General features: G+C 66.4%; 18 protein-coding genes. 11 read left to right on the top strand and 7 right to left on the bottom strand.

Annotated features, from left to right (window positions below; genetic code table 11):
- Nucleotides 1-154 precede the first annotated feature (154 nt).
- The 3 genes from BBTA_RS25955 to BBTA_RS25945 all read left to right on the top strand — a co-directional run bounded on the left by BBTA_RS25955 (nt 155) and on the right by BBTA_RS25945 (nt 3,090).
- Nucleotides 155-1,288 (top strand): ABC transporter permease, encoded by a 1,134-nt coding sequence (locus tag BBTA_RS25955; protein ID WP_012045476.1) that lies wholly within the window; start codon nt 155-157, stop codon nt 1,286-1,288.
- A 1-nt stretch (nt 1,289) separates the two neighbouring features.
- Nucleotides 1,290-2,084 (top strand): ABC transporter ATP-binding protein, encoded by a 795-nt coding sequence (locus BBTA_RS25950; RefSeq protein WP_012045475.1) that lies wholly within the window; start codon nt 1,290-1,292, stop codon nt 2,082-2,084.
- Between the two features lie 127 nt (nt 2,085-2,211).
- On the top strand, nt 2,212-3,090 hold the full coding sequence (locus BBTA_RS25945; protein WP_012045474.1) for an MlaD family protein: 879 nt from the start codon (nt 2,212-2,214) through the stop codon (nt 3,088-3,090).
- Between the two features lie 239 nt (nt 3,091-3,329).
- On the opposite strand, the gene BBTA_RS25940 is transcribed toward BBTA_RS25945, so the two are convergent.
- Nucleotides 3,330-8,954 carry a hypothetical protein gene (locus tag BBTA_RS25940; protein ID WP_012045473.1) on the bottom strand — a complete coding sequence of 1,875 codons (5,625 nt, stop codon included), beginning with the start codon at nt 8,952-8,954 and terminating at the stop codon, nt 3,330-3,332.
- Nucleotides 8,955-9,342: 388 nt separating this feature from the next.
- On the opposite strand from BBTA_RS25940, the gene BBTA_RS25935 reads away from it, so the two are divergent.
- Together BBTA_RS25935 and BBTA_RS25930 are read left to right on the top strand one after the other, a co-directional pair.
- The gene (locus tag BBTA_RS25935) at nt 9,343-9,717 is read left to right on the top strand and encodes an Hpt domain-containing protein (protein ID WP_041750896.1); all 375 of its coding nucleotides are present in this window, start codon (nt 9,343-9,345) and stop codon (nt 9,715-9,717) included.
- A gap of 83 nt (nt 9,718-9,800) precedes the next feature.
- Nucleotides 9,801-10,121 (top strand): 2Fe-2S iron-sulfur cluster-binding protein, encoded by a 321-nt coding sequence (locus BBTA_RS25930; protein WP_012045471.1) that lies wholly within the window; start codon nt 9,801-9,803, stop codon nt 10,119-10,121.
- A gap of 53 nt (nt 10,122-10,174) precedes the next feature.
- Here the strand turns inward: BBTA_RS25930 and BBTA_RS25925 are convergent, their stop codons facing one another.
- Nucleotides 10,175-10,639, bottom strand: coding sequence for a thioesterase family protein (locus BBTA_RS25925; RefSeq protein ID WP_012045470.1), 465 nt, complete (start codon nt 10,637-10,639; stop codon nt 10,175-10,177).
- Between the two features lie 173 nt (nt 10,640-10,812).
- Between BBTA_RS25925 and BBTA_RS25920 the strand changes: the two genes are divergently transcribed.
- On the top strand, nt 10,813-11,841 hold the full coding sequence (locus BBTA_RS25920; RefSeq protein ID WP_012045469.1) for an NAD(P)/FAD-dependent oxidoreductase: 1,029 nt from the start codon (nt 10,813-10,815) through the stop codon (nt 11,839-11,841).
- A 171-nt stretch (nt 11,842-12,012) separates the two neighbouring features.
- Nucleotides 12,013-12,621, top strand: a complete 609-nt coding sequence (locus BBTA_RS25915; RefSeq protein ID WP_012045468.1) for a DUF2147 domain-containing protein — start codon at nt 12,013-12,015, stop codon at nt 12,619-12,621.
- A gap of 652 nt (nt 12,622-13,273) precedes the next feature.
- On the opposite strand, the gene BBTA_RS25910 is transcribed toward BBTA_RS25915, so the two are convergent.
- Together BBTA_RS25910 and BBTA_RS25905 are read right to left on the bottom strand one after the other, a co-directional pair.
- A complete protein-coding gene (locus tag BBTA_RS25910; RefSeq protein ID WP_041750895.1) occupies nt 13,274-15,220 on the bottom strand; it encodes a hypothetical protein in 1,947 nt (648 codons plus the stop codon).
- A 189-nt stretch (nt 15,221-15,409) separates the two neighbouring features.
- Nucleotides 15,410-16,504, bottom strand: coding sequence for a YbhN family protein (locus BBTA_RS25905; RefSeq protein WP_012045466.1), 1,095 nt, complete (start codon nt 16,502-16,504; stop codon nt 15,410-15,412).
- Between the two features lie 386 nt (nt 16,505-16,890).
- Between BBTA_RS25905 and BBTA_RS25900 the strand changes: the two genes are divergently transcribed.
- Entirely contained in the window at nt 16,891-17,397 is a 507-nt protein-coding gene (locus tag BBTA_RS25900; protein WP_012045465.1) for a ferritin-like domain-containing protein, read from the top strand.
- Between the two features lie 375 nt (nt 17,398-17,772).
- On the opposite strand, the gene BBTA_RS25895 is transcribed toward BBTA_RS25900, so the two are convergent.
- Nucleotides 17,773-18,207, bottom strand: coding sequence for a hypothetical protein (locus BBTA_RS25895; protein ID WP_012045464.1), 435 nt, complete (start codon nt 18,205-18,207; stop codon nt 17,773-17,775).
- Between the two features lie 81 nt (nt 18,208-18,288).
- Between BBTA_RS25895 and BBTA_RS25890 the strand changes: the two genes are divergently transcribed.
- Together BBTA_RS25890 and BBTA_RS25885 are read left to right on the top strand one after the other, a co-directional pair.
- Nucleotides 18,289-18,846 carry a hypothetical protein gene (locus tag BBTA_RS25890; protein ID WP_085972636.1) on the top strand — a complete coding sequence of 186 codons (558 nt, stop codon included), beginning with the start codon at nt 18,289-18,291 and terminating at the stop codon, nt 18,844-18,846.
- A gap of 96 nt (nt 18,847-18,942) precedes the next feature.
- On the top strand, nt 18,943-19,530 hold the full coding sequence (locus BBTA_RS25885; protein ID WP_012045462.1) for a YdcF family protein: 588 nt from the start codon (nt 18,943-18,945) through the stop codon (nt 19,528-19,530).
- 188 nt (nt 19,531-19,718) lie between these two features.
- Here BBTA_RS25885 and BBTA_RS25880 read toward each other — a convergent pair whose 3' ends face one another.
- A complete protein-coding gene (locus tag BBTA_RS25880) occupies nt 19,719-20,144 on the bottom strand; it encodes a universal stress protein (RefSeq protein WP_012045461.1) in 426 nt (141 codons plus the stop codon).
- Nucleotides 20,145-20,195: 51 nt separating this feature from the next.
- A complete protein-coding gene (locus tag BBTA_RS25875; protein ID WP_172241625.1) occupies nt 20,196-20,735 on the bottom strand; it encodes a histidine phosphatase family protein in 540 nt (179 codons plus the stop codon).
- 105 nt (nt 20,736-20,840) lie between these two features.
- On the opposite strand from BBTA_RS25875, the gene BBTA_RS25870 reads away from it, so the two are divergent.
- Entirely contained in the window at nt 20,841-22,271 is a 1,431-nt protein-coding gene (locus tag BBTA_RS25870) for an FAD-binding oxidoreductase (protein WP_012045459.1), read from the top strand.
- Nucleotides 22,272-22,324 lie beyond the last annotated feature (53 nt).

The raw sequence follows: 22,324 nt of genomic DNA, 5'->3' as shown, positions 1-22,324 counted from the left end.
AAATCTGGCGATTTGTGAACCGGGATGAGGCGCTGGGGACTTGCGCGAGCGGAGCGACTATGGCTGTTGATGGGGGTCTCCGGCAAGGTGGTGGCGACGCGGTGGGATTTCTCTCGTCAAGGAGCGAACGTCCTGGGCTCCGAGGATGGTCGTCGTGACGGGCGACCCTGATCTGCAACGCAGTGGCGAGGGCAGTGCACTGTCGCTGCGCGCGACGGGCGCCTGGACCGCGCCGTTTGCGCCGTCGCTCGAGCGGCTCGTCGCCGATGCGGAGAAGCTCGCCGGCAAGAAGATCGATGTGTCCATCGATGTGTCGGAGGTCTCCAGGCTCGATACGTTCGGCGCCTGGCTGATCGAGCGGCTGCGCCGCAGCTTCACGACGGGAACCGCCGAGGCCAGGATCGATGGCCTGTCGGCGAACTATGCCAGTCTGGTCGACGAGGTCCGCCGCGTCAGCGCCGCGCCCGACGGCGATGCGACGGCGGTGACCATCACCGGCATGCTCGGCCAGATTGGCCGCAGCGTCGCCGGCATCTTCGGCACAGTGGCCGCCCTGATCGACATGCTCGGCGCCGTGATCGTCGCCAGCGGCCGGGTGTTCATCCATCCGCGCAGCTTCCGCCTGACCTCGACGATCCATCATCTCGAGCAGGTGTGCTGGCGCGCTGTTCCAATCATTGTGCTCATCACCTTCTTGATCGGCTGCATCATCGCCCAACAGGGCATCTTTCATTTCCGCAGGTTCGGCGCCGACATCTTCGTTGTCGACATGCTCGGCGTGCTGGTGCTGCGCGAGATCGGGGTGTTGCTGGTCGCGATCATGATCGCGGGCCGGTCGGGCAGCGCCTATACGGCCGAACTCGGCTCGATGAAGATGCGCGAGGAGATCGATGCGCTCAGGACCATGGGCTTCGATCCGATCGAGGTGCTGATCCTGCCGCGCATGCTGGCGCTGGTGATCGCGCTGCCGATCCTGTCCTTCCTGGGCGACATCGCTGCGCTCTATGGCGGCGGGCTGGTGGCGTGGTTCTATGGCGGCGTCGATCCCGAGGCGTTCCTGCTGCGCCTGCGCGAAGCGATCTCGATCGACCATTTCACCGTGGGCCTGCTCAAGGCGCCGGTGATGGCGGCGGTGATCGGGATCGTTGCCTGCGTCGAGGGGCTCGCGGTGCAGGGCAGTGCGGAGTCCTTGGGGCGCCACACCACGTCCTCGGTGGTCAAGGGAATCTTCTTCGTCATCGTGATGGACGGCGTGTTCGCGATCTTCTTTGCGACGGTCGGGATGTAACATGACGCAGGACGTGACAGATCCGATCATCCGCGTCCGCGGCGTCACCGTGCAGTTCGGCGCGACGCGCGTGCTCGACGAGCTCGATCTCGACGTCAAGCGCGGTGAGATCCTCGGCTTCGTCGGTCCATCGGGGGCGGGCAAGTCGGTGCTGACCCGCACCATCATCGGCCTGGTGCCGAAGCTGGCGGGGCGCATCGAGGTGTTCGGCGTCGATCTCGATGCCGCGGACCGCGCCAGCCGCCGCGCCGTCGAGCGGCGCTGGGGCGTGCTGTTTCAGCAGGGCGCATTGTTCTCCTCGTTGACGGTGCGGCAGAACATCCAGTTTCCGGTGCGGGAGTATCTCAGGGTCTCGCAGCGCCTGCTGGACGAGATCATGGTCGCCAAGCTGGTGATGGTCGGATTACGGCCCGATGTTGCTGATCGTTTCCCGAGTGAGCTGTCCGGCGGCATGATCAAGCGCGTGGCGCTGGCGCGCGCCTTGGCGCTCGATCCGGAACTCGTGTTCCTCGATGAGCCGACCTCGGGGCTCGACCCGATCGGCGCCGGCGATTTCGACGAACTGGTACGCACTCTGCAGCGCACTTTGGGACTGACTGTTTTCATGGTAACGCATGATCTCGACAGCCTCTACACGGCCTGCGACCGCATCGCCGTGCTGGGCAACGGCAAGATCATTGCCGCGGGATCGATGGCTGACATGCAGGCCTCGGAGCATCCATGGCTCCGGCAGTATTTTCACGGCAAGCGCGCCCGCGCGGTGGTGGGGGAGAGTGCCGCGACTGCGGTTCGTTAATTTGTGAGCGGGAGTGGCGACTCCCGCGACAAAACAGATGGGGCAGGTGCCGAACCCGGCGCCGACCGAAAGGCACGGCAGCGCGGGACATGATCGTCGCCGCGACATGCCGGTACCGGAGTTGATAATGGAAACGCGGGCGAATTACGTCCTGATCGGTTCATTCACGCTGGCGGTGATCGCTGCGGCGGTCGGGTTCGTCCTCTGGTTCCAGAGCCTGCATACGACCAAGCAGCGCAGTCCCTTGCGGGTGGTGTTCGAAGGCCCGGCCGCCGGCCTGCGCAATGGCGGCAGCGTCAATTTCAACGGTATCCGGGTCGGCGAGGTGATCTCGGTCAAGCTCGACAATCCGCGCCGCGTGGTGGCGCTGGCGATGGTTGAGAACAATGCGCCCATCCGCAAGGACACGCTCGTCGGGCTTGAGTTCCAGGGTCTGACCGGAGTCGCCGCGATCGCGCTCAAGGGTGGGGAGGAGGCGGCACCGCCGCCGCCCCTGGATGAAGACGGTGTGCCGGTGCTGCGCGCCGACCCGACCCGGCTACAGGATGTGACCGAAGCGATCCGCGCCACGCTGCAGAACATCAACAAGGTGGTGGCTGACAACCAGGATGCTGTGAAGAACTCGATCAAGAATCTCGAGGTCTTCACCCAGTCGCTGGCGCGCAATTCCGAACGCATCGACGGCGTCATGAGCCGGGTCGACGGCATCATGGGCAAGGCCGATACGTTGATGCTCGGGCTCAATTCGCTGGCCGGCGGCAAGGATGGCGGCGAGTTGTTCCTGACAGTGAAGTCGATCCGCGAGCTCGCCGAAGATTTCGACAAGCGCTCCGGCGCGCTGATGGCTGACGGGCGGCGGACCTTGTCCGACATCAGCCGGGCCGTGAACAATTTCGACCGCAACCCGACCCGCGTCCTGTTCGGCGCCAGCAATTCAAGTCCGAGCAATGCCCAGGCCTCGCAGCCCGCACCGGCGCCCGCGCCGCCGGCCAGCAGCAGGCGATGAGACCCGGCGAAGAGCAGGCTTCGTGGTCGCAAATCGTACGGGGCCTGCCGCGCCGACCTCGATTGATTGCTCCCGGCCGGCTCCCTTAGTGACCTCGCGGTCCTGCTGAAGCAGGGCGTGACTGGCGGGGCCGATTCTATTGCAGTCCCCAAAGCGAAACGGAGGCCTTGCGGCCTCCGTGTGTTGTCGTTGCGCGGCGCGCTACTCGCCCATTCGCTACTCGCTCTTCGCCCCACCGATCACGCCAGCCGGCCGGCGGCGTGGGCGAGCAGGGTGTAGACGAGGCCCGTCTCCGAGGTCAGCTGGCCGCGCAGAGCCTGCGGATTGCGATCGTCGCGCGCGACGTCATCGAGCAGCCGCTCGAACTCGGTGATGTAGCGGTCGACCGTCTGCTTGAAGGTGCGGTCGGCGCGATATTTGCGGGCGACCTCGTCGAACGCCTTCTGACCGGCCGGCGTATACAGGCGCTTGGAGAACGCCTTGGTCTCGCCGCGCTGATAGCGGTCCCACATCTCGGCTGCGAGATTGCGGTCCATCAGCCGCGCAATGTCGAGCGACAGCGATTCCAGCGGATTGCCCGGCTGGGCCGTCGCCGATCCGCGGCCGCGCGGCGCCGTCTGTCCGGCCGTGCTGTTGTCGGCGCGGTTGAGCAGGTCGGACAGCCAATTGTCGCGCCCCTGATCGGCGACCGGACCCATCGGCGGCGCCTCGACCCGGCGCGGCTGGGGCGGCGGAGGCGGCGCCGGCGGCTGCATGCCGAGATCCGGAGGCGGCAGGTTGGTGACGCTGGTCGAGCTCGACTCGCGCAGCCGCATCTCGGGCCGTGCGCCGACGGCGGCTGCCGCCACGATCGGCTCCTCCTGGCGCACGACGGCAGCGGGCGCGACTGCGACGGCAGCGGGGCGCGCCGTGCTGACGACATCCAGGCCGCGGCCGTGATGCGCGACGATACGGTTCAGCTCCGCCAGCGCCTCGATCTGGTCGACGATCACCTTGCGCATCTGCGCGGTGCTCTCGGCCGCTTCCTGAGGCATTTCGAGCACGCCGCGGCGAAGCTCGCCGCGGGTCGCTTCGAGCTCGCGGTGCATCTCGGCCGTCATCTGCTTCATGCTCGAGACCAGCGCGGCGAACTTCTCCGCCGACTGCTTGAACATCGCTTCGGCTTCCTGCGTGCTCTGCTGGTAGATCTCCTGCATCGAGGAGGTGGTCAGGCGGCGTTCCTCCTCCGCATTGGCGCGGATGGCTTCGAACTGACGGCTGATCGCGGTCGAGCCGGCGCCGGCGGTCTCGGCCACCACGCGCGCGATGTCGCGCGCCCGCTCCTCGGCCGCGGCCAGCGACTCGTCGAGCAGGGAGGTGAAGCGCGACAGGCGCTGATCGAGGTCCGCGGTGCGCAGATCGATGGTGGTGATCAGCGATTCCAGCGTCGACTTGCGCTCCGAGATCGAGACCGTCGCATCGCGGTTGCTCTGTTCGACCACCGCGGCCGCCTCGATCAAGGCCTTGCCATGGGCGTCGAACTGGCTCGACAGCGAGTTGAGGTCTTCCAGCGCCCGCGTCGTCTTCACGTTGAAGACGTTGAGCTGATCCTCGAGGTTCTGCGTCGCAGTGCCGTTCCGCGAGGTCACGTCGTTCATGGCGGTGACGAAGTCGGCGACGCGCGTCACCAGCGCCCGTTCGAGCGAGTTGAGGTTGTCGTGGGCGCCGGTGAGGACTTCCTGAAGCAGGATGTTGCCCTCGCGCAAACGCTCGAACAGAGCGACGGTATCGGTGCGCAGGATCTTGCTGGTTTCCTGCATTTCGGTGACGGCCGCGACCGAGACCTGGCGCGACTGCTCGATCGCCGCGCGCGAAGCCTGCTCCAGCTCCCGCAGCGACTTGGTGATCGCCGTGGTCGCGAGTTCGCCGGCCGAGGTGATGTTGCGGGCCACGTCCGAACCGTTGCCGCTGACCGCCTGAGCGAAGGCCTGGCCGCGCGCCTCGATCGACTTCAGTGCGTCCGCCGTGACGCGATCGACCTCGATCGTCAGCTGGTTGGTCTTCGAACTCAGCGTCTCGACCAGGGTGCCGCGCTTGCCATCGAGGATCTGCGACAGACGCTCGGTCTGCTGCTGCACATAGGTGACGATCTCGTCGGTCTTGCCGGTCATCGCCGAGCCGAACGAGTTGCTGGCTGCGAGCACCGAGCGCTCGATTTCGGTCGAGGTCGATTTCACGCGCGTGGAGACCTCGTTCGAGGCGGCGACGAGCGCGCTCTGCGCGTTCAACGCACTGTTCTGGATCGCATCCGTCGTGTTCGCCGCGACGCTGTTGATCGAGCGCTCGATCTCCGAGGAGATCGCCTTGAGCTGGCCGGCGGTGTCCGTCGAGGTCGCGGTCAGCATGTCCTGCGCCTCGCGGGCGCCGCTCACGATCACCGAAACGGTCTCGGTCGTGGTCGTGGTCAGGATGGTCTGCGCCTCGCGCGCGCTGCCGACCAAGGTCGCCGCCGTGTCGGCCGAGGTTGTCGTCAGCGACATCTGGGCCTGACGTGCGCTGTTGAGGATCGAACTGGCCGTGTCGGCGCCCACCGAGGACAGCGTCCGCTCGACGTCGACGGCGAGCGATTTGACGTGCTCCGCCGCCTCGGTCGAGGCCGAGATCAGCTTGGACTGGACGTCGCGGGCGCTGTCGATGATCACGGTGGCCGTGGTGGTGCCCACCGTCGCCAGCGTCCGCTCGACATCGATGGCCAGCGACTTGACGTGATCGGCCGCCTCGGTCGAGGCCGCTACCAGCTTTGACTGGACGTCGCGCGCGCTGTCGACGATCGTCGCAGCGGTGCTGGTGCCGACGGAAGCGAGCGTCCGCTCGACATCGGCCGCCAGCGACTTGACGTGATTGGCTGCGTCCGAAGAGGCGCTGATCAGCGTCATCTGGGCTTCGCGCGCGCCGCTGGTGATGGTTTCGGCCGTCGTGGTGCCCGCGATCGAGAGCGAGCGCTGCACATCGACGGTGAGCGCCTTGACCTGGGTGGCGGCCTCCTGGGAGGCGGCGAGCAGGGTGGACTGGGCTTCGCGGGCGCCGGCGGTGATGGCTTCGGCCGTCGCGGTTCCGACGCCGGTGAGCGAGTGCTGCACGTCCGCCGCGAGCGATTTGACGTGGTCGGCGGCGTCCGAGGAGGCCGATACCAGCGTGCTCTGGACTTCGCGCGCGCCGGCAAGGATCGAGGCTGCGGTGGCAGAGCCCGCCGCGGTCAGCGTGCGTTCAACGTCGGCCGTCAGCGACTTGATCTGGGTCGCCGTCTCGCCGGAGGCCGTCAGCAGGGTCGCCTGGGCCTCGCGTGCGCTCGACAGGATCGCATCGGCCGCGTTGCTGCCGGCGCCGGCAAGGGCGCGCTCCACCTCGGTCGAGGTCGTCTTCAGCTGCGAACCGACATCCGTCGAGACGTTGAGCAGGGCCTGTTGCGCATTGCGTGCGCCGGTCTGGATCGTCTCGCTCGTGTTGACCACCAGGTCGGTGAGAGCGCGCTCGGCGTCCTCGACATGCGACCTGATGCTGGCCGACAGCAGCTCCGCGCGGGTCATCAGTTCGTCGCTGGCCTGGCGGCCGCTGCTTTCGATGCGGCCGGCCACGGCCTCGACGCGCGATCCCAGCAGATCCTCGAATTGCGACACGCGCTGGTCGATGTCCCGCGCGATCGAGCCGACCCGGGTCTCGATGCTCTGGTGAATGTCCTGGAACCGTGCGGTGACGGTCTCGGTCAGCTCGGAGCTGCGGCCGTCGATGATGTTGGACAGGCTGACGATGCGCCCATCGATCGCTTCAAGCGCCTTCTCGGTGCCGTCGGCCAGCGATGAGGTCAGAACATTGAGGCGGGAATCGATCGACTGGATCGCCTGGGCCGAGCCGTCGGTCAGCGAGGTGGTCAGCACGGTCAGCCGCGAGTCGATCGCGCTCAGCACCTGGGCCGCGCCGTCGGTCAGCGAGTTGGAGAGGGTGCCGAGGCGTCCTTCGATCGTTGCGGTCACCGAGGTGGCGCGGTTGTCGAAGCTTTCCTCGAGCGTCTTCAGGCGTCCCCCGACAGTATCGTCGAAGGTCTTGATCTTCGAATCGAGCGAGGAATCGAAGCTGGTGATGCTGGTCTGCAGGTTGGTCTCGAACTGGCTCAGCCGCTGGTCCAGCGTCGCCGTGATCTCCCCGCTGTTGGTCGACAGCCTTGTATCGAACGTATCGACATAGGTCTTGAGATTCTCGGAGATCTCCTGGGTGCGCTGGCCCATGCGCTCGACGATCTCGCCGCCATAGGTCTTCACGGTGCGGTCGAATTCGGTGATGTGCCGGGTGATCAGCGCGCCGAGTGTCGAGCTGTCGCGCGCGAAGCGCTCTGCGAGCTCGGTGCCCTGGTTCTTCACCAGCTCATCGAAGGCACTGATCTGCGTCGAGAGCGTGTCATGCGTGCTCTCGGTCTGGCTCACTACCTTTGCCACCAGCGTGTTCACGGTGGCATCGAGGGATTCGCTCGCCTTCTCGCCGCTCGCCAGGATCTGGCTGGACAGGCGCTGGCTCGCCTCATCGATCTTGCTGACGAGGTCGCCGCCGCGCAGCTCAAGCTCGAGCAGCAGCGAGTCGCCGGAGGCCTTGAGCGAATCGTGAACCTGTTCGGTGCGCACCGAAATGCCGTCGACGATGGCCGCCGTGCGCTGCTCGAATTCGCTGGTGATGCGGTCGATGCGCTCGTTGAGCATCTCGTGGACGCGGTCGGACAGGTCGGCAAACTCGTCGTGGACGTGGCCGGTCTTGAAATTGAGGCTGGTCGTCAGCCGCTCGGACGCGTCGAGCACGGCGCGGGTGGTTTCCGCGCTGGCCTCCTCGAGCCGGTCCAACAGATCGCCGCCGCGCTCGCCGAGCGCGAGGATCATGTTGTCGCCGGCATTGCCGAGGGCCGCCGTGATGTGGGCGCCGCGTTCTTCCAGCGCGCCGGTGATGCTCTTGGCGACTTCGTCGACGCGCGAGGCGATCGCGTCCGAGATCAGCGCGATGTCGTGGCGCAGGTCGATCTGCACGCCCGAGATGGCGCTGCGCACCTGTTCCGCCTGGCCGACGAGATTGTCGCGCTGATGGGCGATGTCCTGGAGCAGGGCGCGGATGCGAACCTCGTTGTCGCTATAGGCGCGCTCGAGCGCGGCGACCTCGTTGGCGACCAGCGTTTCCAATTCGCCGGCGCGCGCGATCGCGCGCTCGACACCGTCGCCCATCGCGGCGACCTCGCGGCGGATCGCCTGGCCGACGGTGACGATCGAATCGCTGGCGGCCCCTTCCGGCTCCGAGAAGCGGATCGCAACCTGCGCCATCGACTGCGCGATCATGCGCAGCTCCTGGCCCCGCCAGGCGAGGCTGGCGAGGAAATAGAACAGCAGCACCGGCGCAAAGAACACCGCGGAGAGGCCGGCGAGCACGAGCACGCCGCCGCTCTGTCCCAGCAGCGCCTGCAGCGACGGCAGGAAGCCGATCGTGATCAGGGCACAGCCGACGATCCAGATGCCGGCGAACGCGGTGGCCAGCGTGTAGACGCTGCGCGTCGGGCGGCCCTTCTGGATGGCCTGGAGAAGCTGGCCGATGGTTTCGCGGTCGTCATTGGCCGGCCGTCGCACGGCCAAAGGCGGTGGTTCGATGTCGTCCAGCGTCCCGCGGTCGGCGCCCGGACGGTTGTCGAACGAATCATAGGAGGAGGCGCCGGCGGACTTCCCCGACGCGGCCCCGTCAGCTTGGACCGGACCCTGCTGTTCCAGGGGCGCGGACGTGTCGCTGATGTTCAAAGCCTCCTGAATGGCGGACAGCGCAACTTCAGTCGGGTCTTTGACCTTTTTAGGGGTGTTCGCCATGTTGAGTCCGAGCCCTCGTCTTAATTTCGATCCGGCGAGCCGCACACGAGTGCCCCCTCGAATGGCTCAAACCGGACGTCATCCCTCTACAGGGCAACCTGAGGTGGCAAATTCCGCCAGGTGGCCCATTCCATCCGAAGGAGCATCCTATTGGCTGCGCCATTTGAAAGAAATGGGCGTGGTTAAGAGATTCTTAATCATCGTTAACAGCAGCTGTCGTTAACACTTTAGAAGTCCTGCGAATTCTCGTTTCAGCCGCGATTGGGGCGGAGCGAGGTCGAAATCGCGGCAAACCCGCGGCAATTGGGGCGCTAACGAAGCGTTAACCATTGTCGTGCTTGGCTTGCGGACAGAGGCGCCATCGGCGCCGCCGCACCGGACCGCCGCCATGATTCCCGACCTGCAACGGATCGAATGGATGCCTTCGCCCCCGCTGGTGCCCGATGATGGGCCGATCAGCCTGGACCTGTTGCGGCGCATGACGCTGGGGGACGCCGACCTTGAGCGGGAGGTCCTCGGCATGTTCTCCAACCAGGCGGTTCGCCTGTTGGAGCGGCTACAGGTGATGCCCGAAGACGCCGCCGCTGTGGCCCACACCTTGAAGGGCTCGGCCCGCGCCATCGGCGCACTCGATGTCGCCGACGCCGCCGAGGGCCTGGAAGCGGCGCTGCGCGACGGCGATCCGGCCGGCGCGTTGGCCTGGCTCGGCACCGCGGTCGCACAGGCGCGCGCGGCCATTGCCGACATGCTCGGCGTCGCCTGAGCCGCCGGCCGCAGCACTAGCGCGGAGCGGAGCGGTCCGTTATAGGACAGCCCGACTTCATTTCCTCCGCAGCATGAGCGCACATGGCCAAGATCACCTTTGTCGACCATACCGGCGAATCCCGAACCGTTGAGATCGAGAACGGCGCGACCGTCATGGAAGCGGCGATCCGCAATGCCATTCCCGGTATCGAGGCCGAATGCGGCGGCGCCTGCGCCTGCGCGACCTGCCATGTCTATGTCGACGAAGCCTGGCGCGAGAAGGTGGGTCCGCCGACCCCGATGGAAGAGGACATGCTCGATTTCGGCTATGAAGTGCGGCCGAATTCGCGTCTGTCCTGCCAGATCAAGGTGTCCGACGAGCTGGACGGCCTCGTGGTCGCGACGCCCGAGCGTCAGGCCTGACCCGTCCGGGGGCCGTCCGCCGGGACGGCCTGTCCTGAGCCTCGCTCCCGCGCTCATGCCGACGGCGTCAGCGTTACGCCCCGCCGGGCCCAGGGCTGCAGCGCCTGGACCAGCTGCACCGCCAGCGGCGCCGGCTTGCGTGTCACCTCGTCGATCAGCACCATCACCGCGGTGGCCGAGGCCACGCAGCGCCCCTCCGAGAACACGACCTGCTCGCAGGTCACCGAGGTGCGCCCCAATCTGACCACGCCCAGCCCGAGCTCGATCGTCCCCGGCCAGCGCAGCTCGGCGCGGAAATGCATGTCGAGCCGCACCATGATCCAGGCCAGCCCCTCCTGCAGGAGGCCATGGCGCGGGTCCTTCATCAGCGTCACTCGGCCGGTCTCGAAATAGGTCGCATAGACCGCGTTGTTGACGTGCTGGTTGGGGTCGAGATCGCCAAACCGCACATTGTCCGTGAGACGGTACGGGAAGTCTTCAAGGCGGGGCGTCTGGTCGCGGCGGGCCGTCTCTGTCACCGATTGATCTCCATCATTTCACCTCTCCTTCAAACCCCGCTACGCTCGGCGCTGCAAGCGGCGGCCGGCGAGGGGGGCTTTTGTGCCTTCCCTGACACTGGCCCGTTGGCTACAAATTCGGGACCGCCACCTGCCGCCACCACCGAGCGGCGCCTCTCAACGAGAAGAGCGACATGAGCGAAGCGATCAAGACCGACGTGCTGATCATTGGCGCGGGCCCTTGCGGACTGTTTGCCGTGTTTGAACTGGGGCTGCTCGACATCAAGGCGCATCTGATCGACATCCTCGACAAGGTCGGCGGCCAGTGCGCCGAGCTCTATCCGGAAAAGCCGATCTATGACATTCCGGGTGTGCCGATGGTGACGGGGCAGGGGCTGACCGATCAGCTGATGGAGCAGATCAAGCCGTTCAGCCCGACCTTTCATCTCGGCGAGATGGTCGAGAAGGTCGAGAAGATCGGCGATCCCGGCTTTCGCGTCACCACCGACGCCGGCAAGGTGTTCGAGTGCAAGGTCGTGGTGATCGCCGCAGGCGGCGGCTCGTTTCAGCCGAAGCGGCCGCCGGTGCCGGGCATCGAGGCTTATGAAGGCACCTCGGTGTTCTACGCCGTGCGCAAGATGGAGCAGTTCCGCGACAAGAATGTCGTCATCGTCGGCGGCGGCGATTCCGCCCTCGACTGGACGCTCAATCTGCATCCCCTGGCCAAGCGCATCACCCTCGTGCATCGTCGCGACGATTTCCGCGCGGCGCCTCACAGCGTCGAGCAGATGCGCGCGCTCGTCGCAAGCGGCAAGATGGATCTGCGGATCGGCCAGGTCAGTGCGCTCGAAGGTGCCAACGGCGTGCTCGCCGCCGCTTCCATCAAGGGCAACGACAATTCGGTCGAGACCGTCGCCTGCGATATGATGCTGCCGTTCTTCGGATTGACGATGAAGCTCGGTCCCGTCGCCGATTGGGGCATTGCACTCGAGAACAATCTCATTCCGGTCGAGACCTCGGCGTTCGAGACCAGCGTGCCCGGCATCTTTGCGATCGGCGACATCAATACTTATCCGGGCAAGATCAAGCTGATCCTGTGTGGATTCCACGAGGGCGCGTTGATGGCGCAGAAAGCGCACCGCTACGTGTATCCGGAGAAGCGGCTGGTGTTCCAGTACACGACGTCGTCGTCGAGCCTGCAGAAGAAGCTCGGCGTCAACTAATTCGTTGGTGAGGTGGAACCCGACGTCGTCCATCCAACTCAAATGTGAAGAAATGTTTCCTTTGTGCGCCGGTTTCACCGGCGCGCAAGACCTGTTATGGGCTGGAGCGACGCTCGAAAGGCCCGGACTGGCGGGCCATTCGATTTGTGGATTGGTCAAGGTGAGGTGATGATGCTGAATGCGTTTTCCCGGCTTCGGTTGGCATCTGGCGTGGCGAAGCTCGCGATCGGCGCGCTTGTCGTTGCCGGTGCGCTGCTGACGCGGCCTGCGCTCGCAGCGGAGCCGTCCGCGGCGGGACTGTGGCAGAAGGTCGAGAACGGTCAGCCGGTGCTCTACGTGCTTGTCGTCGACCACAACGGGGTCTTCGAAGGCGTGATGGCAAAGCTGTTTCCCAAGCCGACCGATCCGCCGAACCGGGTCTGCGACAAGTGCACCGACGATCGAAAGAATGCGCCCTGGCTCGGTCTGTCCTTCATCCGCGACATGAAGCGCGACGGCCTGAAGTACGAAGACGGCAATGTGCTCGATCCCCGCGACGGCAAGATCTACAGCGCCAAGATGACCTTGAGCCCCGACGGCCAGTCGTTGACGCTGCGCGGCTATATCGGTTTCTCGCTGCTCGGCAGGGACGAGACCTGGGTGCGCCTGCCTGATACGGCCATGGCGCAGATCGATCCGGCGGTCATCGCCAAATATCTGCCGCCTCCCGCGGCCCCCGCGATTCCGGCGGCGAAGCAGGCAGCCCCGCCGATGATGAAGAAGCCGGCGCCAGCGAAGTAGTCCGCTGCCGGGCCGCGGCTCGGCGGTTGCTGATGAGCATGGTGTCGCGATCTCGCGGCGCATGGCGTCCGAGCCTTGCAGCACTTTCACCCTCTGAAAGACGAGGGCGCGGGGAATGCCGGGTGAAGGCCTCACCCATGGCCCGCCTGCAACAAGATAAGCAGGCGGCAGTCACCACAGGTTCAGCCGATCACCGGCATTCCCCGCGCGATGGCTTGACGGCTTATACGGACTCTCCCCGGGGACCGGCTTGTTTGCCCCCGTCACAGGCGGATCATCATCACCGCCGGCTTGGCCTCAGCATCGGGAGACCAGGACCATACGATTTCACCGTGCGCCGCCGATCGTTCGTCGGCATGATCGGATCACGCTGCGACCGGTGGCGCCCACCGCATCCCGCGCTCCACGTTCGTGACGATCGCGACGCGCCCCTCTGTGAGCACGGGATGCGTGAGCAGAGCATAATTTCTGTAAAAACGAAAGGGCGAAATTCGGCCCGGCGCCAGCGGACAGGATGATCCTTCTGACGAGGTTGCCGATTTTCGTTCATGGGCGCGCACGACGCGCGGCGTGTTCGCGGCGCTTGGCGGCCGGTCGACCATCCCAAGCGCATGCACGGACGCCCGACGGGCAAATCGATGTCAGGCCGGCGTCACTGCCGCACCCCGCCAGCGGGTGGCAGCGGCTGGCTGGTAATCTTGGGCTCCGGGGCATCGAGGTCGAGCACTTCCGCCGCGGCCGGAAACGCCGCGTCTGCCATCGCGGCATGGCCTTCGGCGCTCGGATGCACAGCGCCGCCATAGACCGCCGACAGCACGCCCCAGCTCGCATCGTGAATGTCGGCCGGCTGCATCGCCGCGGGCAGGCCCTGCGGATAGGTCATGGCCGAGAAGTAGCTGTCATTGGCGTCGCGGATCCAGCGTGCGCGCGGCAGATAGGGACGATACTCGCTGGCGCCGCGACCGCACAGCAGCGGTTCATTGGCGGCGCTGACGATATTCGGATCGAAGCTGTCGCCGGCCTGCGAGAAGCATTCGCGGTCGAAGGGCGGGTCCTGGGGCGAGCGCGCGCAGAAGCCGTGCTGGGCGAAGGCGGCCTGATGCGCATCGACGAACGTCATGCGATCGGTGCCGGGATCGCGGCACAGCACACCCGCGGTGCATTGCGCAAGCCCGCGCAGCGACGGCAGGAACTCGTTCTCGACGAACCCCGCGACCTTGGCGAGCCGCTGCGGATTGGCATTGAACGAGGGATGCACCTCGAAGCCGGCCGGACCGCCGGGGCAGGGAACCCCAGGCCCGCTCAGCGCCGGATTGCCGTAGGCGGTGTAGATGACGTGCGAGAGGTCGCCGACCAGCGGCTTCAACGCCTCGCGCAGCTTGGCGAAGCCCTGCGGCAGGTCGCGCGCCAGCTCGCTGCGCGACTCCTCCACCGAGCCGATGACGCCTGAGCGCTTGAAGAGAGTGCGTTCAGTCGGCGTGTCGACGATGACGTCGGCGACGAGGCCGGAGAAGTTGATGTCGTTGGCGCCGATCGACAGCAGCACCAGATCGAGCCGCCGATCCGGCTGGCGGCGCTTGGCCGCGGTGAGCGCCTCGCGCAACTCGCCGATCTGGCCGTTGACGCCGCCGGCGCAGGTGGTCACCGAGCGGCCAGGCGTGCATTCGCGCGCGCGCTGGCTGCCGAACAGGCCGTCGGCAATGGTCGCGCCGGTGCAGGCGAGCGGCAGATAGGTGACGGCGACGTGCGGATAGCGCACCGCGAGCGCCAGCGCGGTGCGGGTCTGGTAGCTGTAGAGCGAGCGGTGGCAGGCGGCGTTGAACCACACCGCACTGTACTTCTGCCAGTTCTGCAGCGTGTCCGGCGCCTCACAGGCGCGGCCACCTTTGAAGCCGGCGCGGCTCGGCCGATAATATTGCGCGGTCGGCCCGCCGAGATAGGAGCGGAAGCAGAAACCCTCGTCAGCGAGCGCGATCGGGCGGTCGGGATTGCCTTCACCCGACGCGATGCTGTCGCCGAGACCGGCGATGAAGACGTCGCGGACCTGGATGCCGGTCGAGACCTGTCGCGTGCCTTCGGCGCTGGTCACATCCACGCTGGCAACGGTCTGGCGGCCATAGCGGACGCGCAAATTGACCGGCTCGGCGCAGTCGAAGGTCGATGTCTGCGGCCCGTCGCCATCGTCGAACGACCAGGCGCAGGTGGCGCCGACCGGCACCGGCCCGGTGAGGCGCACCGTGACGGGATGGTCGATCGGCGTGAGATAGCTTTCTTTCACGTTGTCGCGCGTGCACGGTTCGTTGACGTGGCCGGCCAGGTCGATGCACAGCCGGTTGACGACGTTGCGGGCCCAGCCGCGGCCGTCGCTCTGCACCCCCAGGCCCTGCTCGGCGGCGAGAATCGAGCGATCGCGCGTGCTCTCGGCATGGAGCAGAAAGTCGCGCTCCTCGCGGAACAGGCGGAAGCGATTGCGCACCTCCCAGCTGATCTGCAGCGGCGGGGCACCGAACTGCGCAGCCGCCTGGGTGGCCGCGAAAGGGGCGAGCAGGCCGGCCAGCACGCCGGCCGCGAGCATCGGACGAAGGGACATTCGGGTCATACGCGAGGATTCACGTCAGCGATGGGGCGGAAATAAGAGGCCAGCGCGCAACGTCAACTGCGCCTATGTCCTCTCGCTGCGGGCATGATGCGATATCACGGGATCGCATAAGGCTCTCAGCCCTTTGTTTGAGCATGATCGCTGCGGAAACCTGTTTCCACGACCTCAGATCATGCGCGCGGGCGTCGCTCACCCCTGGGAGTGCCGTCGCTTGATGCGATGGGGAACGGCCGCCGTAGCTGTCGCAGCCGCGCGCTTGGCGGCGACCTCGTCGTCGCAGGCGGATTGCAGCCGGCGCCGCTCCTGCCAAGGCTTCACGACGTTGAGCCAAAGCTCGCGCACGCCCATGATCGAGATCGCCGTCGCAAACGGAATGACGAAATACAGCACGCGGAACACGAGCAGGGTGGCGAGCAGCTGCTCGCGGCCGAATTGCGGCAGCGCCACGAGCATCGCCGCATCGAAGACGCCGATGCTGCCCGGCGCATGGCTGGCGAAACCGAGCAGGGTGGCAAGGATGAACACCACCGACAGCGACAGGAAGTCGATCGGCGGATTGGACGGCACGAGCAGGTACATCGCCAGTGCGCAGAAGCCGAGATCGACCACGCCGATCAGGATCTGCACCAGTGTCAGCTGCGCCGAGGGCAGCACAACCTTCCAGCCGTTCTGGCCGAGCTGGCGGCGGTTCTTGCCGGCGGCGAGCCAGCCGAGATAGGCGAAGATCGCACCCAGGATGCCGATCGCGATCAGCTGGTTCACGGCCGGGGGCAGCTGGTCCATCGACGAGGCGGCGGCCGGATGCAAGGTCATGCCGATGCCGAGCACGAACAGATTGCCGAGCCAGAAGGTCAGCCCCGACAGGAAGCAGATCTTGGCGACGTCGATCGCCGAGAGCCCGTAATCCGAATAGATGCGGAACCGGATCGCGCCGCCGGTGAACACGGTAGCTCCGATGTTGTGGCCGATCGAATAGCTGGTGAAGGCGCTCATCGCCGCGATGCGATAGGGCACATGTTTTTTGCCAATCGTTCGCAGTGCAAAATAGTCGTAGAAGGTGAGCGTGCAGAATGCGCCGATCACACACAATGCCGCGAGCGCGATGTGACCGGGCGGGATTTCGGTCAGGGCGGTCAGGATCACGCTGCCGTCAACGCCCTTCAGCGTGCGGATGAGCGTCGTGACCGCGAAGGCGATGATCGCAAGGCTCGCTGCAATCCCCAGCCGCTTCCAGCCGATCCATTTCTTGAAGCCACGCGAGAGCGTGGTCAGCAGGCGCTGCATTCATCCTCCCGGCGGGGCGGCACTAGGTCTTGGAAGAGAGACGAGATCATTGATCGATGAGGGCGGGCAATCCGTGACAGCCTGTTCCTTAAGCTAAAACGTGCGTCTTGTGCAGTCCTTGACACAGCGCAGCTCCGACTTCGTCCTGCGGGTCTGTCACACTCCAGTCACATAGCTGCGACCGCCTTAGTTCGGTCTCAAAGGTTACCCGCGCGGTTCAGTCGCAAACGTCCCGCCGTCGGCACGAGTTCCGCTCAGCCCCGGGGGCGCAAAGCCGGAACAACCGGGTCCTCAACCGGTTAGCCGCAGGCAAGACCTACAGCGAACATGGTCGCGACGGGTCGGGGAGGGACCGCCATGTTCCGAACCGAGAGGACGTGAGGAAAATGGGACTGTTCACCAAAGACATCAAGACAATGAATGACCTGTTCGTGCATCAGCTGCAGGACATCTATTACGCCGAGAACCAGCTGGTCAAAGCGCTGCCGAAAATGGCCGAGAAGGCCACTGATCAGCAGCTCAAGCAGGGCTTTCTGACCCATCTCGACGAGACCAGGACGCACGTGCAGCGGCTCGAGCAGGTGTTTCAGATGCAGGGCATCGCTCCCAAGGCGGTCGATTGCCCGGCCATCGACGGCATCATCGAGGAGGCCGAGGAGGTCGCGGGAGAGGTGGCGGACAAGACGGTGCTCGACGCTGCCCTGATCAATGCCGGCCAGGCCGCCGAGCATTACGAGATCACCCGCTATGGCAGCTTGATCGCCTGGGCCAAGCAGCTCGGCCGCAGCGATTGCGCCGCCGTTCTCCAGAAGACCCTGGACGAGGAGAAGGCGACTGACATGAAGCTGACCAAGCTTGCCGAGACCACCGTCAATCTGCGCGCGGCCAGCTGATCACCTGATCGCGTCACGACAGCTCATGAGACAAAACGCCGCGCCCTTGCGCGGCGTTTTTGCGCCGCACTGGCCGTGACGGGCAGGAGATCTTCCATCATTCGATCGATATCGAAGCATGCTTGTCTTTGGTGGGGTAGAGTAAGGCGGTCTTTCGGCGCCAGCAGGAGGTCCGGCATGAGACGAGCATCAACTGCGACAACAGCCCGCATGGCCGCGGCGCCCGCGCTGCGGCCCCCTCGGGGTCTACGGCCTGCGGCTGTCGCTGGTGATCTCCGGTACGCTGATGCTTACGGCCGCCGGCGTGATCCGCTGGGGTGCGTCGACGCGCCCGCCACAATGAAGCCTCAGGTCTTGAGCTTCAGGTCTTAAGTCTCAGGTCTTGCGGAGCGCGAAATTGGCGCCGCAGAACGCCATCAGCGCGCCGAGGCCGAGCGCGGCGAGGCCGGCCAGCACGCCGGCCGCCGAGGGCACCGGGCTCGGTCCGGAGATCGCCTGGCCGATGCCGGCGAGCATCAGGACGCCGACCACGACCAGGAAATTGCGCATGCGCTGCGGAATCTCGCCCGACACCGCACTGTGCATGATGTTGGCGATGAAATAGCCCGACGAGAAGCCGACGGTGGCGATCAGCCACCAGGCGATCGCCGACCCGGCCGGCATGAAGGCGCCGTCCTCGGTCTGCCACAAGCCGCCGAGATCGAGCCCGTAGCGGGCGCCGAGCATGTGCACGGCGAGCGCCAGCAGCACGCCGGCCGCCATGGCGCCGGCCAGGATCAGATGGCGGGGGAAATAGACCGTTTCGCTCATGGCTCGTTTGTAGGATAAGGCGCGCGGGCCACGCAACAGGACCGAGCCATTTCCGGGGACACTACCACAGCCGACGGCCAATTGATCCGCTACGCCTATAAGGCGTCGCTGATCGGCGCCGCGCAGCAGTTCGAGCTGACGGAGGAGGGCCTGTCGTGGCGGTTCGCGGGCCGCACGGGTCTGTGGCCCTATGCCGATATCACCGCCATCCGCCTGTCCTATCGCCCGGTGTCGATGCAGGCGAAGCGGTTTCGCGCCGATGTCACCAACCGCGATGGCCGCCGCCTCAGCATCATCTCGACGTCCTGGCAGACCGCGGCATTGATGGCGCCGCAGAGCGAGGCCTATCGGGCTTTCGTCGTCGGTCTGCACGCGCGGCTCGCCGCAAGCGGCAGCACTGCGCGGCTCACGGCCGGCCTCGGCCGCTTCGCCTATGGCGCGGCGCTGGCCGCGATTGCGCTGTTCGCGCTGGCGATGGTCGGGCTTCTGCTCCGCGCGCTGCTGATCGGCGAGTGGCCGGGTGCGCTGTTCCTGGTCGGCTTCGCCGCCATGTTCGCCTGGTATGTCGGCGGCTTCCTCACCCGCAATTTGCCGCGCAGCTACACGTTCGCCGACATTCCGCCGGCGCTGCTGCCCTGATCACGCGGCGTCATCCCGGGTCATCGAATGTGACCGCGCGATGCCGTCGCGCCATGCGAGAATGAGCGGCCCGCCTCAGGGACAAAGAGGACAATGATGGCTGATCGCACGCTGCGCATGCCCGACGACGTCGAGATCGCGGCGATCTCGACGCGGCACTTCGCCGACACGCCGCTGCGTCCCGCCGACCTCCTGTTCGTGTTCGGCACGCGGGTCGAGGAGGAGCTGCGCGCGGCCACGGCCGCGCGGCTGTGGGAGCAGGGCTATTTCCGTCACGCCATCGTCAGCGGCGGGGTCACACCGGGAGCTGAGGCCTCCGAATGTGCGCTGATCAAGGATGCGATGGTCAGGCGCGGCGTTCCCGCCGACCGCATTCTCGAAGAGCACCACGCCATGAACACCGGCGAGAATGTGCTGCTCTCGCTGCCGGTGATCGACACGGCGCTCGGCCTCGCCAATGTCCGGACCGTGATCTGCCTCGGCAACAGCTGGACCGCGCGGCGCTATGCGATGACGCTGCAGCGGCACTGGCCGGAAGTCGAGAAGATGCTCCTGACGGTGGATAGTTTCGGCGTGCCGCGCCAGCTCTGGCACACCCATCCCGAATTCCGCCGCCGCGTGCTCAGTGAATGGGACAAGATCGCGCCGTACAAGGCGAAGGGTTTCATTGCGGATTGGCCGTGATCTCAGAGGCGAAGCGTGAACGGCAGCAAAAATCCCCGTCATTGCGAGGCGCGATGCGACGAAGCCATCCAGGGTTTCGCGCGCGGCCCTGGATGGCTTCGCTGCGTTCGCAATGACGCCGTGGAGCTCGGAGCAGGTCGCGAGACAGCCGCGATTTGCTGATCCTGGGGGCCGACGAAGCCGCGCGCCTACGGCCTGACCACCAGCACCGAACATTTCGCGTAGCGCACCACGTGCCCCGCGTTGCTGCCGAGGAAATAGGTGCGCATCGCCGGGCGGTGCGAGGTCATCACGATCAGGTCGGCCTTGACCTTGGCCGCCTCCTCGAGGATCTCGTGATAGATGCCGCCCTGGCGGACCGCGTAGCTGACGCGCTCGGCGGGGATGCCGGATTCGCGCGCCACGATCGACAGCGCTTCCTCGGCGGTCTCGCGCTGCTGCGTGTCGAAATCGGCCGGGACATATTCGGCCAGCATCACCGGCGTCATCGGCATGACGTTCAGCAGATGCACCGTGCCCGCCCATGTCTCCGCCAAGGTGGCAGCGGTCGCGATCGCGGGCTTGGCAAGGTCGGTATCGGCCAGATCGATGGGAACCAGAATCGATTTGAACATCGCGAGGCCTCCTCACTGCCGTGACATTACGCGCCCCGGGAGGCCGGCCTGTCAATCGGAGCCCTGCTTGAGGAGCTTCGGGGTCACGAACATCAGGAGATTGCCGCGCGTGAAGCTCACATCGCCCCAATCCTCGGTGTCGAAATCGAGCACGGCGAGCCCCGCCGTCGGCATGTTGCGCATCAACTCGTGCCGGCCGTCCGGGTCACCCTGGCCGGTGAGCGCCAGCGCGAGCTCGTGCATGCCCGGATTGTGGCCGACGACCAGCAATTGCTTCGGATCGAGCGCGGCCGCGAGCCGGATGTGATGCAGGATCTGCATCGGCTCGGCGCCGTAGAGCTCGGGCACCGTCTCCACCTGCGGAGCGGCGACGCGTCCGTTCATCGCCGCCCAGGCGAGTTCCCAGGTTTGCTGCGCCCTGACCGCGGTCGAGACCAGCACGAGCTCCGGCATGGGCGGATGGCTCGCGATGAAATCGCCGATCATGGCGGCATCCTGGTGCCCGCGTTCGTCGAGACGGCGGTCCTGGTCGCGGCCGGTCGGTGCGTCAGTCTCGGTCTTGGCGTGGCGCAGCAGCATCAATCGGCGCATGGAATCCGGTCTCGAATCGTTCAGGCTATGTCAGGCTGTACCACGTCTCTTTATCGCCACTAAAAGCGTCATGACGTCCGGCGCAGGGTTGGCTAAGAAAACGCCATGAGCGAGACTTTCACAAGCGCGAACGATGACGCGGGTGCCGCAGGCGCAATCGGCCGCATCAGGCTGAATTTCGACCTCGACGTCGATGTCTGCGTGGTCGGGGCGGGCCTGGCCGGTTTGACCACGGCGCTGTGCGCGGCCCGGCAGGGGGCCAGCGTCGCGGTGCTGGAAGGCCGTCATGTCGGCTGGAACGCATCTGGCCACATGGTCGGCACCGTCCTGCCTGGATTCGACCTGCCGCTGCCCGATCTGATCGAGCGCATCGGGCTGGCGCATGCCCGGGCGCTGTGGGCGTTGTCCTGGGCGGGCTGCGAATTCATCCGCGCCCAGGCCAGCGAGGCGTCGATGCCGGGCATCGGGCTCAGCGAGGGCGCGCTCGAAGTCTCCAATGTCGATGCGGGCGATGCCTTGATCCGACGCCTGCAGATGCTGCACGAGGATTTCGACACCGACGTCGAAGGCTGGCAGGTCGAGCGGGTCAGGACCGAGCTCAAGACCGATCGCTATTTCCACGGCGTGTATTACCCGAAGGCTTTCCAGCTTGACGGCCGCAAATATGTCCACGCGCTGGCGCGGCTCGCCCGCAAGGCGGGCGCACGGATCTTCGAGGACACGCCGGTGGTCAGCATCGACCCGTCAGGCGTGCGCAAGCGCATCGTCACGCCGTCGGCGCGGATGCGCGCCTCGCATATCGTGCTGGCCGGCAACGTCCATCTCGGCGCGCCGCTGCAACGATTGTCGGATACGCTGCTGCCGGTGTGGCGCTATGGCGGCGTGACCGCGCCGCTCGGTGAGCGCCTCGCGGAGGCCATTGCCTTCAAGGGCTCGGTCAGTGACGCCGACGGCGTCGACCATTTCCGCGTCGTCGATGGCGACCGGCTGATATGGGCGAGCCCCGAGACCACCTGGAACGCGCGGCCGAGCGGGTTCGCCTCGGCGCTGCAGCGCCGCATCCGCACCGTGTTTCCGCAGCTCGGCAATGTCGAGATCGCCGAGACCTTCGGCGGCGTCACCGGCCAGACCGTGCACGGCATGCCGCAGGTCGGTCAGCTGCGCAAAGGCCTGTGGGTCGCGAGCGGCTTCGGCCGGCAGGGGATGAACACGTCGGCCATGGCGGGGCAGCTGATCGCGCAAGGAATCCTCGCCGGGGATGACCGCTGGAAGCTTTTCTCGCCGTTCGAGCTGGTCTGGGCCGGCGGCGTCAGCGGCCGGGTGGCGGGTCACGTCGTCAATCTCTGGGTCCGCGGCCGGGCGGCGGCCGCGGGGACGCTGGCGCGGCACCGCGAGCGGGCGCGGGCGCAGGAGCGGGCCCGCGAGCTCAGGGCGGCCGAGGCCCGTCGCCAGGCGGCCCAGCGCCCGGGCGCGCGGCTGCCGCTGCGGCCGCAGCCATCCGACCTCACCCGTCGTCCCGATGCCGGGGAGGGCTGAGACCTCGCAAGAAAGTGAGGCGCCGGACCGGCGCCTGACGTAACTTCGCGGCA

This window comes from Bradyrhizobium sp. BTAi1 (genome assembly GCF_000015165.1).
In the GTDB taxonomy this organism is placed as follows: domain Bacteria; phylum Pseudomonadota; class Alphaproteobacteria; order Rhizobiales; family Xanthobacteraceae; genus Bradyrhizobium; species Bradyrhizobium denitrificans.
The sequence above is the reverse complement of the archived record's forward strand: the minus strand, read 5'-3'. Positions and strand labels throughout refer to the sequence as shown.